This window comes from Hydrogenophaga aquatica (genome assembly GCF_054780915.1).
Genome location: NZ_BAAGVK010000003.1, coordinates 120550 through 135964, shown reverse-complemented (window position 1 = coordinate 135964; position 15415 = coordinate 120550). Strand labels below are relative to the sequence as shown.

The following is a 15415-nucleotide window of genomic DNA, read 5'->3' as shown; positions in this document are numbered from 1 at the left end:
GTTCTTGAGTCAGTGGGTTTGAAGCAGGGTCTTCATCTTTTGCAGTGCAGACTTGTTGATCTGGCACACGCGCGCCTCGGTCAGCTGCAGCACCGCGGCGATTTCCTTGAGACTGAGTTCGAATTCGTAATAGAGCTGGACGACGCGCTGCTCCCGCTCGTTGAGTGCCGTCAGCGCCTGCTCGATGCTGCGCCGCGCGATCCACTCGGCCTCAGGCGAATGCTGTGCGCCCGAGGGGGCATGCACCTCTTGCAAGAGTTCGTCGAAGCTCGCCATCTCCTCGGAGTTGGTGTCTTGCTGGTAGGCGATGTAGTCGTCAACGGTCATGCCCAGCGCCGCGACGATCTCGCCTTCGCTGGGTTCGCGCCCGAGGCGGCGGCGCAGTTCACGAACACCATCCCGCACGCGGTGGCTCTCCTGCCGCACCGTGCGCGGGCGCCAATCCTGGCGGCGCAGCTCGTCGAGAATGGCCCCGCGCACACGCAGGACGGCGTAGGCCTCGAAGCGCTCGTCGGGCTCGCCGTAGCGGCGCAGCGCCTCCAGCAACCCCATGAGACCGATCTGCATCATGTCGTCGCGGTCCATGGCGCCCGCGGCCTGTGAGGAGAGCTGACGCACAACGCGCTTCACCATCGGTGCATGGGCCACCAGATGGCGCTGCTCCTCCGCGGCGGCAAAGCGGTCTGCCGCCTGCACGCTCGCGATTTCGGTGTAACCGTTGTGCATGGCCATGCTCACTCGATGATCAGCTTGCCGATCATGGCCATGGTGAAAGGCTTTTCGCGCCCTTCAGCCTTGTAGGCGGAGTCCAGCGCCTGGTTGATGGCGGCGGTCAGTTCGTCGATGGTCAGCAGACCCGCCTGCTCCAGGGTGTAGGAGGACAGGGCCTTGACCACGATGCTGCGCAGCAGCGGCAACTGGTTCTTGACGGCGCCTTCGCCTTCCTTGGGGGTCTTGAACACCAGATCGACGGCGATGTAGTTCGACAGCGGCGACCCTTCGTGTGCGCGCAGCATGACGATGACCTTGTCCAGGCTGAGGTACTTGTACTCGCGCTTGTCCTCGGCAGGCGCACGCTCTTGCGCCGCCACAGCATCGTCGCTCTGCGTGGATTTGACCCACCACAGCACACCGGCCCCCACGCCAATGGCAGTGACGATGAAAACGGCCAGGACCAATGCAATCAGTTTGAGCTTCTTTTTCATGTGTGGCTACCGGGTTCAGGCCAGATCGAAGGTTTGGGCCGTGTCTTTTTCGTCACCGCCGCTGGCGCGTGCAGGCGGTTCGTCGCGGCTCTCTTGCCGCTGGCGCTGCTGTCGCCCGTCGGGCGAGCCGAGGTGATCGGACGCGACCTGCACGGTCACGCTGGCCTGCTGGCGCACCGAAAGTTCCTGGCGCAGGCCTTCGCTGATGGACTGCAACTGCCGTGTGACATCGGCATGCGTGGCGCTGAGCTGGACCTGCCAGCTGCCGCCCTCTTGCCGCAGGATGATCTCGACACGGCCCAGCATGGGCGGGTCCAGCCGGATCACGGCACGCTCCTGCCCCTGGGCGCCCTGGATCTGGAGACGCTCGCCCAGGGCTTGCGCCAGCGGACGCTGCCACAGGCTGGGTTGACGGGGGTGCAAGGCCAGGGGTGCCTGCGCATCCTGCGCATGGCCCGTTGCAGGCACCACCGTGGCCATGTCGGCGACCTTCGGTGCTCCATCGACCGCCAGCGGGCTGCTGGCCTGCACTTGCCCCGACGCCTTCGCCTGACCTTCACCGACGGACTGGACAGCGCCCGCAGCAGCGGCACGCCCGGAGTCTGCCAGCTTGGCGGTGAGGGCGTTCGCGGCATCTGCGTCGATACCCACACCCTGAAGCTTGGCGCCAGCGGGGAGCTTCTCTTCATCGCCTGCGGCGGTCATCATCCTCAACGCCCAGACGTCCGGCATCGCGGCGCCGCGCGACACACCGCTGACGGGCGCCCCCGAAGTTGCCGCCAGCCCGGATTCCGACGAATGCAGGCCCGCCGCCAACGGCTGCGCGGCCAGGGACAGGCGCAACGCCAACCCCGCATCAAGGTCTTGCGCGCCCTGGTTGATGGCCGACGCAGCGCCAGCCCCATCCGCCTGGGTGCCCTGTGCGTCGGACGTCTCAGCCGTTTCGGTGTCCGCCACGGCAGGCAACAGGTCTTGCGGCAGCAATTGCGACAGGACGTCGACGAACAGGGGCAGGTCCAGACCAAACCCGTCCGGCTGAAGAGCGGCACCGGGCGTGCCTTCTGCTGAAGGCATTCCCAGGTTGCGCAAGGGTGTCTGTATGGCCACGGTCATGACTGGTCCTCGAATTGTTCGGCGATGGCATAGGCCTGTCGGCCTTCTCGGTGGAGGCACAGCTCCTGCATGCGTGTCTGCGCTTGCGTGCATGCCTGGCGGCACACCTCAAGTGCCTGCGCGTGCGCCTGACGCAGGGACGAAACGACCGCTCGGTCGTGCGTGCCCGGCCCGCGTGATGCGACGAGCCGGGCCAACAGGCCGTGCACTTCCGCGTCAAGCGACTGCAACGCCTGCCAGTCGCGGCTCTGCGTGCAGGCGCGCAAACGCAAGGTCAGCTTCTCCATGGTCCGGGTGTCATCCATGGTTGCGTTGCAGACCTTCCCAGCCTTCTCGCAGGGTGCCGAGCAGGCTGGCCACTTCATCGACGGGTGCGGTATCCAGCTGGACACCCGCAGCGTGCAGACGCCGCGCGCAGTAGTCGTACAACTCTCCCAGGTTCTCCACCAGCTCGCCGCCTCCATCTGTCTCCAGGGCGCTTGCCAGACCGTTGAGGATGTTCACGCAACGGTCGATGCTGAGCGCCTTGAGCTCGTGGCGGCGCGCCTCGATGTGCGCCTTGGCCCGCGCCAGCTCGTCCTGAAGACCACTCATCAGGATCAGCACGAGCTGGACAGGAGACGCCTGAGCGGTCTGGGCACCCAGGTTGACGTTCACGTAGCTGTTGTAGGCGTCGTAGTTCACGGCGTGGCTTGATGGTTGGAAAGGTTGTCTGCGTTGGCGTGGCTTCAGCGGGAAAGTTGCCCGAACAGGCCAGAGGTCTCTTCCATCTGACTGGTAAGCGACTGCAGGCGGCTGAACTGCGCCAGATAGCGCTCGTACGCGGCGTTGAACTGGTCGTCCAGGCGGGTCTGCCGCTGGGCCAGGGTCTTCTGCAGGGTCTGGACGGCGTCCTGGCGGCGCTGTATCTGGCCATTGGTCGAGTTGAGCCAGGTGTCGACTGCGCGGTCCATGGCACCCAATACCCCGGTGCTGTTGGTGATGCTGGCCGAGCCGAACACCTGGTCAAGCACATCGGGATTCGCACTCAGGCGCTGCGCGAGCTTGCTGGCATCCAGGCTGAGCTTGCCCTGCCGGTCGGCAGACACCCCCAGATTCATGAGGCTGGTGCCGCCAAAGCTCTGGCGCAGGATGTCGTTCAGCCTGGACTTGAGCGAGCGCACGCCTGCGTCGGTAGAGAAAATGCCGCGCTGGTTGGCTGACTCGCCGGTTTTGGTGAGATCGTCCAGCACGGATTTCAAGGTGTTGAACGCCGTGACGAAGTTGTTGACGTTGTCGGCCGTGCCCGAGCTGTCCGAGGCGACGGTCAGCGTCACGGGACTCTGCCCCGCCGTCATGGCTTGCTGGAACGTCAGTTCCACGCCGGCGATGCCGGTGAAGGTGTTGCTGGCCTGCTGCTGGCGCATGCCAGTGCCTTGCTCCCCCAGCCAGATGACGGCATCCTGCGCGGCAACCATCTGGCGAGAGGTGGACAGGGCGGTCTTGAGATCGCTGTCAGGCAGCCCGCTGACGTCAAGGCTGATCTGCCCGGCGGCGCCGGTACTGCCTGCCGTGAGCATGAGCTGCGCCTGGCCGTTGAGCGTGACGATGCTGGCGGTGACTTTGCCTCCGTTGCCCGAGGCCAGGTTGATCGCCCGGGCGATCTCGGCCTGTGACAGGGTGCCGTTGCCATCCTGGTCGGCCGACACCAGATCTACCGTGAAGCTCGATCCATCGGCCTGCTGCACCACCAGCGGGCCGCCACTGACGACGGGAACCGCTGGCAGGTCTTCGAAGGCGACCTGGTGCGCGCTGGCCAGCTGCTCCACGAAGAAGGAATAGCTGCCCGCCTGCGCGGAGGCCGAAGCCTTGGCCGTGCCCACGGCCGTGTTGCTCAATGTGGCCGTGTTCTGCAGCAGGCTCTTCTTGCCAGACAAGCTGCCCAGCGCGGCATTGAAGTTGGACAGCGCCGTGCGCAACTTCGTCAGGGCGCTGGCTGTCGCGTCGGCCGTCTTGGTCTGCTGGGTGATCAGGCTTTGGGTGCCCTGGGTGTAAGCCGTGGCCAGCTGCGTGGCCCACGACGTCGGATTGATGTCAGCCATGGTGTTTTCCTCCGGTAAACCGGGGACCCACCCCCGGCTGTACGGCATAAGGCGACCCAAACCGGGCACAAATTAAGGAGCAAAGTGCACGAGCCGTCATCGCTGCCCCCTCAGCCACACCTGCGAGGCCTGTTCGTCCTGCTGCTTCTGGGCACGCACGGCCTGGTCAGCCGCCCAGCTCTGGTGACGGCGGCGCAGCAACTGGTCGAGCGCCTCGTGGCGCTGCGTGGCGGCCACCAGCGCGCGCTGCGTCGCGGCCATCTCCGCCTCGTGCTGGCCCAGCTGCTCCCTGTGGTTCTGCGCCAGACCGATCACGGCCTGCTTGTAGTTGGCACAGTTCATCGACAGGGCCATGGGCTGCGCGCCGCTGGGACCGCTTTGCTCGCACAGGCGCTCCAGGCGTTCCAGATTGGTGCGGTAACGCTCCCGCACGGCCTGCTGGCGAGCCAGCTCCACGCCCAGGCGTTCCTGCTCGCGGGCGCGCTGCGACACCACGTGCCCCAAAGCATGGAGTTGTTGAGGCGTCTTCATGCGCACAGCCCCTCAAGGCGGTTCAGACATTCGGCCAGGGGTGCCGCCTCGTGAACACCCTGGTGCAGGTAGCCCTCGATGCGCGGGTACAGTTCCACCGCACGGTCTGTCTGCGGATCGGCGCCGGGCACGTATGCCCCCAGCGGCAGCAGTTCGCGAACCTGGTTGTAGCGGGCCAACAAAGCCTTGACAGCACGAGCTGCCTGCTGGTGCGAGGCATCCGTCACAAGCGACATGCAGCGGCTGATGGAGGCCCCGACGTCGATGGCGGGATAGTGCCCGCGCTCTGCCAGCGCACGCGACATGACGATGTGGCCGTCAAGGATGGCCCGGGCTGTGTCCACCACCGGGTCCTGCTGGTCATCACCCTCGGCCAGCACCGTGTAGATGGCACTCATGCTGCCCTGGCTGTGCTCGCCGTTGCCAGCGCTTTCCACCAGCTGCGGCAGCAGGCTGAATACCGATGGCGGGTAGCCGCGCGTGGCTGGCGGCTCGCCCAGGGCCAGGGCCACCTCGCGCTGCGCCATGGCAAAACGGGTGAGCGAATCCACCAGCAGCAGCACGTGCTGCCCCTGGTCGCGAAAATGCGCCGCCAGGGTGTGGCACAGCTCGGTGGCGCGCAAACGCATCAGGGGGGACTCGTCCGCAGGGGCCACCACCACGATGGAACGGCGCAGGCCGGCCTCGCCCAGGGACAGGTCGATGAACTCCCGCACCTCGCGGCCGCGCTCGCCGATCAGGCCGACGATCACCACGTCGGCCACGGTCTGCCGGGTGATCAGCCCCAGCAACACACTCTTGCCCACACCGCTGCCAGCCATGAGACCGACGCGCTGCCCCCGGCCCAGCGTGAGCAAGCCATTGATCACGCGAACCCCCACGTCCAGCGGCTCGTGCACGGGCTGCTTGCGCAGGGGATTGACTTTGGGTGGCTCCACCTCCAGAAGCTGCTCGCCACCCAGGCGGCCTTTGCCATCCACCGGCTCGCCGAGCCCGTTGACAATGCGCCCCAGCCACGAAGGGCCGACCATGAGCCCGCTGCCGCGGGGCACGGGCAGCACACGCGCACCGGCGGACAGGCCTTCGGTCTGCTTGAACGGCATGACAAAGGAAACGTCTTCACGAAAGCCCACCACTTGGGCCTCGACCCACTGACCGTGGGCGGTCTCGATGTTGCAGCGCTGCCCCGTATGCAATGGACAGCCCCTGACCTGCAGCAGCAAGCCTGATGCGCCGACCAGGCGCCCGGTGGGCGTGGCCACGGGCACCTCGTCGAGTTCAAGCTTGCGGATGAGGTCAGTGATCACTGCTCGGCCCCTTCGTTTTGCACCACGGCCGCGCTGGCGGTTTCGTCGGCAGGCTCGTCGCCCAGGACCTGGGCTTCGATCTGGTCGATGCAGGCCTGCAAGCGCTGGCGGCAACCGGCGTCGGCCTCCTGCCCGCCGCTCTTGACCCGGCACTCACCGGCCTCCAGGCGCGGATCGGCCACCAGGTTCCACATCTGCGCACGCTGCGGATCGAGGTCAAGAACCCGCTCCAGGTCGAGCGGATTGAAAAGCACCTCGACCTTGCCGTTCGCAGGAGGCATCCCCGACAGGGTCTCCTCGACCAGCGTCACCAGCTGCTTGGGCTGCAGGGCGAGTTCGCAACGGATCACCTGCCGCGACACCTTGGCCACCAGGTCCACCAGTTCGCGTCGCATGGCGGACTGGTAGTCGTCGTGCAGCTTGCGCAGGCTGGTCAAGGCCTTGTCAAGGGGAACGGCCAGATTGGCGAATTCGGCCACGGCCTCGGCACGCCCGTCTTCTCGGCCCAGCTCCAGGCCTTTGCGGCGCCCCTCGGCCAGACCGTCCTGCCGGCCCTGTTCCAGCCCGCTCGCGTAGCCTTCATCGAAACCGCGGGCCTGTCCCTGTTCATAGCCTTCCTGCCAGCCGGTACCGGCATCCTGCACGGCGGCACCATCGAACTGCGCGGACTGCGTGGCCTGGGCGCGGGACAGGTTGGGAAAACGGTGGGGGCGGAAGTACTTCATTCGACCACCGCCTCTGCAAAGAGCTGAATCTCGATCTCGCCCGCGTCTGCGAGGTTCTTGACTTCGTTCATGATGGCTTCGCGGGCCTGTTCGACCCGGCTCATTGGCACCGGCCCTGTGCGGCGCATCGTGTCCTCGAAACTCTGCGCCTGACGGCGCGGCATGGCCTGCAGGATCGCGCGGCGCAGTTCCGGCTCGGCCCCCTTGAGCGCCACGGCCCACAGCTCCAGCGGCACCTCTTCGATGATGCGGGTGATGACGGCCTCGTTCTGGCGCGACAGGATGTAGAAGTCGTACATGCTCCGCTCGATCTGGGAGACGATCTCCGGATCGCGCGAGCGCATCTGAGCCACCATTTCCTGGCGGTTCCCCGGCAGGCGGTTGAGGATCTCGGCTGCCTGCTTGATGCCCTCTACCGCCGCACTCTGGGTGTCCAGACTCTCCAGGCAGTTCTCGACCAGCTCTTCGAGTTCGATCAGCAGCTCGTGGTCCACGTTGTCCAGGCGGGCTACCTGCATGAGCACCTGGTCCCGCCCTTCCGCGGGCAGGGCATCGGTCACGGCGCTGGCCAGGGTCGGCGGCAGAAACGCCAGGAACACCGCCTGCATGTGAACGTGCTCCCGGCTGATGCGGTCGGCCACCCATTTGGGCGAAGCCCACTGCAAGCGGGCCATCTTCGGACGGATGGCGTCGCCGTAGATGCTGTTGAGTACGCTGTTGGCGATGTTCGACCCCAGGGCGAGATCGAGCGCATTCTTCAGGTACGCCCGGGACGCGCCGTGCACACCGCTTTGCTGGCGGTAGTCGTCGAAGAAACGTTGCAAGGCGGTACGGACCTCGCCGACCTTGATCCCGCTCAGGCGCGACATCACCTGGGTCACGGCCAGCAGCTCCTCGCGCGAGAGGCAGCGCAGCACATCGGCCGCGGCCTTCTCGCCCATGCTCAGCAGCACGATGGCGGCCAGCTCCAGCTGGTTGGGTTCATCGCCGTCTGCGGCGGGATTGAGATCAGTGTTCTGCGCCATTTTTCTGCACCCACTGTTTGACAACCTCGGCCACGCGCTCCGGCTCCTTGCCCGCCAGCACACGCAGATGGTTCACCAGCACATCCACGGGCGAGCCGGGTGGCGGCAAGTCGTAGTCCTCCAGCAGCGGCACCACGGGCATGCCACGCTCGTCGGCCTGCAGGCCACCGGGGGCCATGGCCGGTTCCGGCAAGGCCTTTTGCGCGAGCATGTCGGGCTCCTGCGCGACAGGCAGTTCCTGCAGCGCCGCCAGTTCAGCCTGATTGGGCTTGGCCACGGCCTGCTGCAGGATGCGCAGGGCCGGACGGGCCACCAGCAGGTAGGCCAGCAGCGCCGCCAGCGCGTACGCGCCCCAGGTGGCCATGTCGTTCACGTTCTCACGCTCGCGCCACCAGGGCACCGGCTCGGTCCTGGAGGGGAAGGGCATGGCCGAGACCACCAGCTTGTCGCCCCGTTCCTCGTCTATGCCCAGGCCACCACGCAGCAGGTTTTCCATGCGGGTCAGGTCTTCGGCAGTCCAGCCCTGGCCTGCGGGTGCCACGGCATGGTTCAAGGCCACCGCGACGTTCTGCTTGCGCAGCTGGCCGCGGCCACGCTGGATGGTGGTCACACTGCGGTCGTAGGCATACTGGCGGGTGGTGGCGCTGCGCTGGGCGGTGTTGCCCTCCTCGGCGCCGGGCGTCTTGTCGGGCGCGGCCACCGGACGGTTGCTCAGGGAGCCCGGCACACCCAGCGCCAGCCGGTCGCGGTCAAGCTCTTCGCGCATCGCCTCGTTGGTGATCTTGGGCGCGTCGCCGTAGCGTTCATGGGTTTCCTGCACGCGGTCGTTGTCCACCTCGACGGTGACGCTGACCTGGAAATTCCCATCGCCCAGCAGGGGAGCCAGCAGCGCCTGCGCGTTGCGCCGGACTTCCTCCTGCATGCGATGAGCGGCTTCGTTGCCAAGGCTGCCCACCTCGAACCCCTCGGTCAGGTCGACACGGGCAGACAGCAGGTTGCCCGACTGGTCCACCACGCTGACACGTTTGGCGTCGAGGTTGGCCACACTGCCGGCCACCAGGTTGATGATCGCGGCGATCTGTTCCGCGCCCAGGGTGCGGCCAGGGTGCAGGGTCAGGGCAACGGAAGCCGAGCTCTTGTCTGTGGAACTGGCAACGAACGATGAGGAGCGGGCGATCGACAGGTGCACGCGTGCCTGGCTGACAGGCTCCAGCGCCATGATGCTCTGGGCGAGCTCGCCCTCCAGGCCCCGGCGGAAGCGGACATCCTGGACGAACTGGCTGACGCCCAGCGGGTCGTTGCGGTCGACCAGTTCCAGCCCCTGGGGCAGCTTGGCCACCACGCCCTTGGCGGCCAGCAGCATGCGCACCCGGCCGAGCTGGTCGTCACGCACCAGCACCTGCCCACTGTCGGGGTGGAGCCGGTAGGCAATGCCTTCGCCATCCAGCACGGCCAGCATCTCTGCGGTGGGTACGTTTTCCCGGGCACCGAAAACCGGCTTGTAGGCCGACTGGCTGTTCCACAGGAACATCATGGTCAGCGCGGTCAGGCCAATGGCCAGCACGACCACCGGCAACAGGGGCTTGAGCGCCTGCGGCCGGAACCAGCGGCCCCAGCCGGACTTGGGCTGCCACTGGAGCATGAGGGGTTTGAGCGTGTTCATCACGGTGAGGCTTTCCCGGGACTCAGAGCTGCAGCTTGATGAGCTCGTCGACCGCGCCAACCACCTTGTTGCGCACCTGCATCAGCATGGAAAAGGAGAGGCTGGCCTGCTGGCTGCTGAGCATGGCGCCCACCAGGTCGTCGCTTTCACCGCGCTCGACCGCCGCCATGCGGTCACTGGCCTGCTTGCCCTGGTCGTCCACGGAACGCACCATGGCCCCCATGTGCTCGGCAAAAGACATGGCGGGGCCTGGATCAGCGGCAGACGGCGCAACCACAGGCTCGATCGACGCCTGCATCTGAGCCAGGCTGGCCTGGATCTGGACCAACATCTGAGAAGACATGCTCTAACCTCTTTCTGCGTGACACCCGCAGGGACACTGGTGACCGGGAACCGGCACACCCCAGCAGAAAGACGAGGAGGCAAAGCGAGTCCAATGTGCACCCAAAGTGCACACTGACCCTTGACAGCAAGGACGCCCTCCCAGGGCGCTGGGCACGTCCTTGCCGGCAACCCCGCTATCGTGATCTGCCAGGAGGGCAGACGTTAGACCGGAGGCTTTGCGACCCCGCCTTTCGCGCGGGTGTGCCAACAAGTTGTTACCAATGTTAACAAATTGTTTTGACGTGTACAGCCCCCCTGTCTGAAAAATTTCCCGGTTCTTTGGCCTGTTTACAACAGCCATCCGGCTTCCTTACAGGAACGCCTGACAACGTCCTACGTAACTGGTAACCCCTAGGTAACCACGATCCACGATAATCGAAACCGAGTTACATGGGCAGCGGCGCCGGTCCGCAAAAACCGCCCTCAACATGTTCAGGAGACAAGCACCATGCCATTGCGCGCCACCAAGATCGTCGCCACCCTGGGCCCCGCTTCCAGCGAACCCGCCATGCTCGAAGCCATGATCCGCGCGGGCGTGAACGTGGTGCGGCTGAACTTCTCGCACGGCAAGGCGCAAGACCACATCGACCGCGCTCAACTGGTGCGCGAAGCCGCGCAGCGTGCCGGGCGCGAGGTAGCCATCATGGCAGACCTGCAGGGCCCCAAGATCCGCGTCGGCAAGTTCGCCGAGGGCAAGGTGATGCTGGAGGCAGGGGCGGCTTTCGTGCTTGACGCGGCGCGCACGGAACCAGGTGATCTGCTGGGCGTGGGCCTGGACTACAAGGAACTGCCGCGCGACGTGAAGCCTGGCGACACGCTGCTGCTCAACGACGGCCTGATCGTGCTGAAGGTGCTGCGCGTGGACGGGCCGGCCGTGCATACCGAGGTGGTGATTGGCGGCGAGCTGTCCAACAACAAAGGCATCAACAAGCAGGGCGGCGGCCTGACCGCGCCCGCGCTCACCGCCAAGGACATGGACGACATCAAGACCGCCATGGGCCTGCAGGCCGACTACGTGGCGGTGAGCTTTCCGAAGAACGCCACCGACATGGAGCTGGCCCGCCAGCTCTGCAACGTCGCGGCACCGGCGGGGCACAAGCCTGGGCTGATCGCCAAGATCGAGCGCACCGAGGCCATCCCCGAGCTGGAAAACATCCTGCGTGCCAGCGACGGCATCATGGTGGCGCGCGGTGACCTGGCGGTGGAGGTGGGCAACGCGGTGGTGCCCGCGCTGCAGAAGCGCATGATCAAACTGGCCCGCGAGATGGACAAGGTGGTGATCACCGCCACGCAGATGATGGAGAGCATGATCGTGAACCCGGTGCCGACGCGCGCCGAGGTGAGTGACGTGGCCAACGCCGTGCTGGACGGCACCGATGCCGTGATGCTGAGCGCTGAGACCGCCGCAGGCAAGTACCCGCTGCAGACGGTGCAGGAGATGGCCAAGATCTGCGAGGAAGCCGAGAAGGCCGACAGCTTCGAGCTGGAGTCGGACTTCATGGGCAAGACCTTTGGCCGCATTGACCAGTCCATCGCCATGGGTGCGCTGTTCACCGCTTCGCACCTGGGGGCGAAGGCCATCGTGGCGCTGACCGATTCGGGTTCGACCGCGCTGTGGATGAGCCGCCACAAGGTGGACATCCCGATCTACGCGGTGACGTCGAAGCTGAGCTCGCAGCGCCGCATGACGCTGTACCGCAACGTGCGCCCACTGCTGATGGACACCAGCGCAGACCGCGATACCGCGCTGCTGCAGGCCGAGAACCACCTGAAGGAACGCGGCATCATGCAGCCAGGTGACGTCTACGCCATCACCTGCGGCGAGCCGATGGGCACGCCGGGCGGCACCAACATGTTGAAGATCTGCCGCGCTGGCGGCTGAACGCTGCCCCTGCGCCGGGGCAGCCCCCAGGCCTCACCCGGTGGCCGGCAGGTAACGCAGAGCCAGTGCCTGGAAGGCGTCGAGTTGCGGATCCAGGCCGGTTTCCTCGCGCAGCAGAGCGGCCACCTGGGGGGCCAGCGCGATGGCTTGGCGCGCATCCAGGAACAGGGCTCGGGAGCGCCGCGCCAGTACGTCTTCCACGGTGACGGCGTATTCGCTGCGCGCGGCGAAGCGCACCATGGCTTCCGTCAAGCCCATGCCAAGTACGTGGCCAGCCCCCGGGCAGGCGTGCAGCTTCGCCCGTTCGCTGCCGTACAGATGTTCGCCCGGTGCCTGGTGCAGCGCGGCATGCTGGCTTGGTCCGTCCGCACCGACCAGCAGGTGGTTTCGGCTCGCACCCCCAGCGCGCGCGGGCAGCACGCCCGCTTCGAAGCAGGCGTCAAGCACGTCCTCGGCCATGGCGCGGTAGGTGGTCCACTTGCCCCCCGTGACGGTGACCAGCCCGTTGGCGTCGGCCACGATGGTGTGCTCACGCGACAGTTTCTTGGTGGCCCCTTGTGTACCTGATGGTGCCGCCACCAGCGGGCGCAGGCCCACCCAGACGCTGCGGATGTCCTCCCGCCGTACGGGGCGGCTCAGCACCTTGCCGGCCTCGCCAAGGATGAAGTCAAGCTCGGCCTCGAAGGGCTGGGGTTCACGCGGCAGGTCCTGGCGCGGTGTGTCGGTGGTGCCGAGGATGATGGAGCCCAGCCAGGGCACCGCGAACAGCACGCGCCCATCCTCGGTCTTGGGCACCAGCAGCGCGTGCCCACCAGGCATGAAGGAGCGGTCGACCACCACGTGCACGCCCTGGCTGGGCGAGACCAGCCGCTCAGGCGGCACCTGGCCGCCATGCCCCATGGCCTGCTGGCGCACCTGGTCCACCCAGACACCGGTGGCATTGACCACGGCGCGCGCCGAGACCGTTGCATGCCCTCCCTGAAGACGGTCACTCACCTGCAACTCGAACCGTGCGCCGCCTTCTGCCTTGCCATCAAGGGAGCGCAGGTCACGCACCTCCGCATGGTTGAGGGGCAGTCCACCCGCCCGTTCCACGGTGCGGGCGAGCGCCAGCGCCAGGCGGGCATCGTCGAACTGGCCGTCCCAGTACATCACGCCGCCTTGCAGACCTTCGCGGCGCACACCGGGCAGCGCGGCCACAGTTTCACCAGCGGAAAGCCATTGTGTGGCGCCCAGGCCCGCGCGGCCAGCGAGCAAGTCGTAGAGCTTGAGGCCGATGCCGTAGAACGGCGTCTGCCACCAGCGGTAGGAAGGCATGACGAAGGGCAGTGGCTGCGCCAGATGCGGGGCAATGCGCAGCACCGTGGCGCGCTCCGCAAGCGCTTCGCGCACCAGGGCCACGTTGCCCTGGGCGAGGTAACGCACACCGCCATGCAGCAGCTTGGTCGAGCGTGAGGACGTGCCGCCGCCGAAGTCGTGCGACTCCAGCAGGACAACGGAGAATCCGCGCAGCGCAGCATCAAGTGCCACGCCGAGCCCGGTGGCACCGCCACCGATGACGGCAAGGTCGTAAACGGCTGTCCGGGCCAGCCTGGCCCACTGTTCTGCGCGTGTCATGTTCTTGTAGCCGTGGCCGCAAGGCCACGGCAGGTTCACTGGGCTGTGAAAGGCGTCCGATCAGCGCACGCGGCCAGCACGCCAGGCGGCGAGCAGCTTCTCGTACTCGATGGTTTCACCCTTGGGTTTCTCGTTGGCCAGCTTGGCCCACGGTGCACCCTTGTCGCTCAGCCACTTCTTGGGGTCTTCCTTCTTGTTGAGCTTGGGCGCGCAGCGGTCCATGCCAGCGCGTTCCAGGCGGGCCATGACCTGGTCCATCTGGTCGGCCAGGTTGTCCATGGCCTGCTGCGGGCTCTTCTCGCCGGTCACGGCCTGTGCCACGTTCTGCCACCACAGCTGGGCCAGCTTGGGGTAGTCGGGCACGTTCGTGCCGGTGGGCGTCCAGGCCACGCGGGCGGGGCTGCGGTAGAACTCCACCAGGCCGCCCAGCTTGGGCGCCAGGTCGGTCATGGCCTTGCTCTGGATGTCGGACTCGCGGATCGGGGTCAGGCCCACGATGGTCTTCTTCAGGCTGGTGGTCTTGGCCGTGACGAACTGCGCGTACAGCCAGGCAGCAGCGGTGCGGTTGGCGTCATGGTCCTTGAAGAAGGTCCAGGAACCCACGTCCTGGTAGCCGTTCTGCATGCCCTGCTTCCAGTACGGGCCGTTGGGGCCGGGAGCCATGCGCCACTTCGGTGTGCCGTCGGCATTGACCACCGGCAGGCCCGGCTTGGTCATGTCGGCGGTGAAGGCGGTGTACCAGAAGATCTGCTGTGCGATCTGGCCTTGCGCGGGCACGGGGCCGGCTTCGCCGAAGGTCATGCCAGTGGCTTCCTTGGGCGCGTACTTCTTCATCCAGTCCACGTACTTGGTGAGCGCGTAGACGGCCGCGGGCGAGTTGGTGGCACCGCCGCGCGAGACCGAGGCACCCACGGGGTTGCAACCGTCGGGCGTGGAGCGGATGCCCCACTCGTCCACCGGCTTGCCGTTGGGGATGCCCTTGTCCGCCGTGCCCGCCATGGACAGCCAGGCGTCGGTGAAGCGCCAGCCCAGCGACGGGTCCTTCTTGCCGTAGTCCATGTGGCCGTAGATGGGCTTGCCGTCGATGGTTTTCACGTCGTTGGTGAAGAACTCGGCGATGTCCTCGTAGGCGCTCCAGTTCAGCGGCACGCCCAGGTCGTAGCCGTACTTGGCCTTGAACTTGTCCTTCAGGTCCTTGCGCTCGAACAGGTCGGCGCGGAACCAGTACAGGTTGGCGAACTGCTGGTCGGGCAGCTGGTACAGCTTGCCGTCGGGTGCGGTGGTGAAGCTGGTGCCGATGAAGTCCTTCAAGTCCAGACCGGGGTTGGTCCATTCCTTGCCCGCGCCGTTCATGTAGTCGGTCAGGCTCATGACCTTGCCGTAGCGCCAGTGCGTGCCGATCAGGTCGGAGTCGCTGATCCAGCCGTCGTAAATGGACTTGCCGGACTGCATGGAGGTCTGCAGCTTCTCGACCACGTCACCTTCCTGGATGAGGTCGTGCTTGACCTTGATGCCGGTGATCTCCTCGAAGGCCTTGGCCAGGGTCTTGGACTCGTACTCGTGGGTGGTGATGGTCTCGGACACCACGGAGATTTCCTTCACGCCCTTGGCCTGCAGCTTCTTGGCCGCGTCGATGAACCACTTCATCTCGGCCATCTGCTGGTCCTTGGTCAGCGTGGAGGGCTGAAACTCGCCGTCGATCCATTTCTTGGCGGCAGCCTCGTCGGCCCACACCACGTGGGAGCCCAGGGCCAGGGCGGCCGTCACGGCCAGCACGGAATAACGCAACTTCATCTCGTCTCCTCAGTCTCGGTTGTCAATTCCCCAGGTTGATCAAACGGCTCGGCCCCGGGGAACTCCAGGCCGGACCTTGGTGAAAACT

General features: G+C 66.3%; 15 protein-coding genes and 1 riboswitch. Of the genes, 1 reads left to right on the top strand and 14 read right to left on the bottom strand.

Annotated features, from left to right (window positions below; all coding sequences use genetic code 11):
* Positions 1-9: 9 nt before the first annotated feature.
* The 12 genes from ACYVHH_RS03970 to ACYVHH_RS03915 form a co-directional block, all read right to left on the bottom strand.
* Complete coding sequence (locus tag ACYVHH_RS03970) at positions 10-726, bottom strand: FliA/WhiG family RNA polymerase sigma factor (RefSeq protein ID WP_460563802.1); 717 nt, start codon at positions 724-726, stop codon at positions 10-12.
* An 8-nt stretch (positions 727-734) separates the two neighbouring features.
* The gene (locus ACYVHH_RS03965; RefSeq protein WP_460563765.1) at positions 735-1205 is read right to left on the bottom strand and encodes a flagellar basal body-associated FliL family protein; all 471 of its coding nucleotides are present in this window, start codon (positions 1203-1205) and stop codon (positions 735-737) included.
* Positions 1206-1220: 15 nt separating this feature from the next.
* Positions 1221-2318 (bottom strand): flagellar hook-length control protein FliK, encoded by a 1098-nt coding sequence (locus ACYVHH_RS03960; protein WP_460563764.1) that lies wholly within the window; start codon positions 2316-2318, stop codon positions 1221-1223.
* On the bottom strand, positions 2315-2623 hold the full coding sequence (locus ACYVHH_RS03955) for a hypothetical protein (RefSeq protein WP_460563763.1): 309 nt from the start codon (positions 2621-2623) through the stop codon (positions 2315-2317). Before ACYVHH_RS03955 ends, ACYVHH_RS03960 begins: the two co-directional genes overlap by 4 nt.
* Positions 2616-3002, bottom strand: coding sequence for a flagellar export chaperone FliS (gene fliS, locus ACYVHH_RS03950; protein ID WP_460563761.1), 387 nt, complete (start codon positions 3000-3002; stop codon positions 2616-2618). Before fliS ends, ACYVHH_RS03955 begins: the two co-directional genes overlap by 8 nt.
* 44 nt (positions 3003-3046) lie before the next feature.
* On the bottom strand, positions 3047-4399 hold the full coding sequence (gene fliD / locus ACYVHH_RS03945; protein ID WP_460563760.1) for a flagellar filament capping protein FliD: 1353 nt from the start codon (positions 4397-4399) through the stop codon (positions 3047-3049).
* Between the two features lie 96 nt (positions 4400-4495).
* Positions 4496-4930, bottom strand: a complete 435-nt coding sequence (locus ACYVHH_RS03940) for a flagellar FliJ family protein (RefSeq protein WP_460563759.1) — start codon at positions 4928-4930, stop codon at positions 4496-4498.
* A complete protein-coding gene (gene fliI / locus ACYVHH_RS03935) occupies positions 4927-6237 on the bottom strand; it encodes a flagellar protein export ATPase FliI (RefSeq protein ID WP_460563758.1) in 1311 nt (436 codons plus the stop codon). Before fliI ends, ACYVHH_RS03940 begins: the two co-directional genes overlap by 4 nt.
* On the bottom strand, positions 6234-6962 hold the full coding sequence (fliH, locus tag ACYVHH_RS03930) for a flagellar assembly protein FliH (RefSeq protein WP_460563757.1): 729 nt from the start codon (positions 6960-6962) through the stop codon (positions 6234-6236). The genes fliI and fliH overlap by 4 nt, the downstream gene beginning before the upstream one ends.
* On the bottom strand, positions 6959-7987 hold the full coding sequence (locus tag ACYVHH_RS03925; RefSeq protein ID WP_460563756.1) for a FliG C-terminal domain-containing protein: 1029 nt from the start codon (positions 7985-7987) through the stop codon (positions 6959-6961). The genes fliH and ACYVHH_RS03925 overlap by 4 nt, the downstream gene beginning before the upstream one ends.
* Positions 7971-9629 (bottom strand): flagellar basal-body MS-ring/collar protein FliF, encoded by a 1659-nt coding sequence (gene fliF, locus ACYVHH_RS03920; protein WP_460563801.1) that lies wholly within the window; start codon positions 9627-9629, stop codon positions 7971-7973. The genes ACYVHH_RS03925 and fliF overlap by 17 nt, the downstream gene beginning before the upstream one ends.
* Before the next feature lie 43 nt (positions 9630-9672).
* Positions 9673-9993 carry a flagellar hook-basal body complex protein FliE gene (locus tag ACYVHH_RS03915; protein WP_460563755.1) on the bottom strand — a complete coding sequence of 107 codons (321 nt, stop codon included), beginning with the start codon at positions 9991-9993 and terminating at the stop codon, positions 9673-9675.
* A 162-nt stretch (positions 9994-10155) separates the two neighbouring features.
* A riboswitch (cyclic di-GMP riboswitch) is annotated at positions 10156-10250 on the bottom strand.
* A gap of 232 nt (positions 10251-10482) precedes the next feature.
* Between ACYVHH_RS03915 and pyk the strand changes: the two genes are divergently transcribed.
* Entirely contained in the window at positions 10483-11916 is a 1434-nt protein-coding gene (gene pyk, locus ACYVHH_RS03910; RefSeq protein ID WP_460563754.1) for a pyruvate kinase, read from the top strand.
* A gap of 33 nt (positions 11917-11949) precedes the next feature.
* Here pyk and ACYVHH_RS03905 read toward each other — a convergent pair whose 3' ends face one another.
* Both ACYVHH_RS03905 and ACYVHH_RS03900 read right to left on the bottom strand, forming a co-directional pair.
* Positions 11950-13533 carry a glycerol-3-phosphate dehydrogenase/oxidase gene (locus tag ACYVHH_RS03905; RefSeq protein ID WP_460563752.1) on the bottom strand — a complete coding sequence of 528 codons (1584 nt, stop codon included), beginning with the start codon at positions 13531-13533 and terminating at the stop codon, positions 11950-11952.
* Positions 13534-13593: 60 nt separating this feature from the next.
* A complete protein-coding gene (locus ACYVHH_RS03900) occupies positions 13594-15327 on the bottom strand; it encodes an ABC transporter substrate-binding protein (protein WP_460563751.1) in 1734 nt (577 codons plus the stop codon).
* Positions 15328-15415: the final 88 nt, after the last annotated feature.

Coding starts and splice junctions, on each gene's coding strand:
- ACYVHH_RS03970 (WP_460563802.1), bottom strand. CDS start 726: ATGCACAACGGTTACACCGAAATCGCGAGCGTGCAGGCGGCAGACCGC.
- ACYVHH_RS03965 (WP_460563765.1), bottom strand. CDS start 1,205: ATGAAAAAGAAGCTCAAACTGATTGCATTGGTCCTGGCCGTTTTCATC.
- ACYVHH_RS03960 (WP_460563764.1), bottom strand. CDS start 2,318: ATGACCGTGGCCATACAGACACCCTTGCGCAACCTGGGAATGCCTTCA.
- ACYVHH_RS03955 (WP_460563763.1), bottom strand. CDS start 2,623: ATGGATGACACCCGGACCATGGAGAAGCTGACCTTGCGTTTGCGCGCC.
- fliD (WP_460563760.1), bottom strand. CDS start 4,399: ATGGCTGACATCAATCCGACGTCGTGGGCCACGCAGCTGGCCACGGCT.
- ACYVHH_RS03940 (WP_460563759.1), bottom strand. CDS start 4,930: ATGAAGACGCCTCAACAACTCCATGCTTTGGGGCACGTGGTGTCGCAG.
- fliH (WP_460563757.1), bottom strand. CDS start 6,962: ATGAAGTACTTCCGCCCCCACCGTTTTCCCAACCTGTCCCGCGCCCAG.
- ACYVHH_RS03925 (WP_460563756.1), bottom strand. CDS start 7,987: ATGGCGCAGAACACTGATCTCAATCCCGCCGCAGACGGCGATGAACCC.
- fliF (WP_460563801.1), bottom strand. CDS start 9,629: ATGCTCCAGTGGCAGCCCAAGTCCGGCTGGGGCCGCTGGTTCCGGCCG.
- ACYVHH_RS03915 (WP_460563755.1), bottom strand. CDS start 9,993: ATGTCTTCTCAGATGTTGGTCCAGATCCAGGCCAGCCTGGCTCAGATG.
- pyk (WP_460563754.1), top strand. CDS start 10,483: ATGCCATTGCGCGCCACCAAGATCGTCGCCACCCTGGGCCCCGCTTCC.
- ACYVHH_RS03905 (WP_460563752.1), bottom strand. CDS start 13,533: ATGACACGCGCAGAACAGTGGGCCAGGCTGGCCCGGACAGCCGTTTAC.
- ACYVHH_RS03900 (WP_460563751.1), bottom strand. CDS start 15,327: ATGAAGTTGCGTTATTCCGTGCTGGCCGTGACGGCCGCCCTGGCCCTG.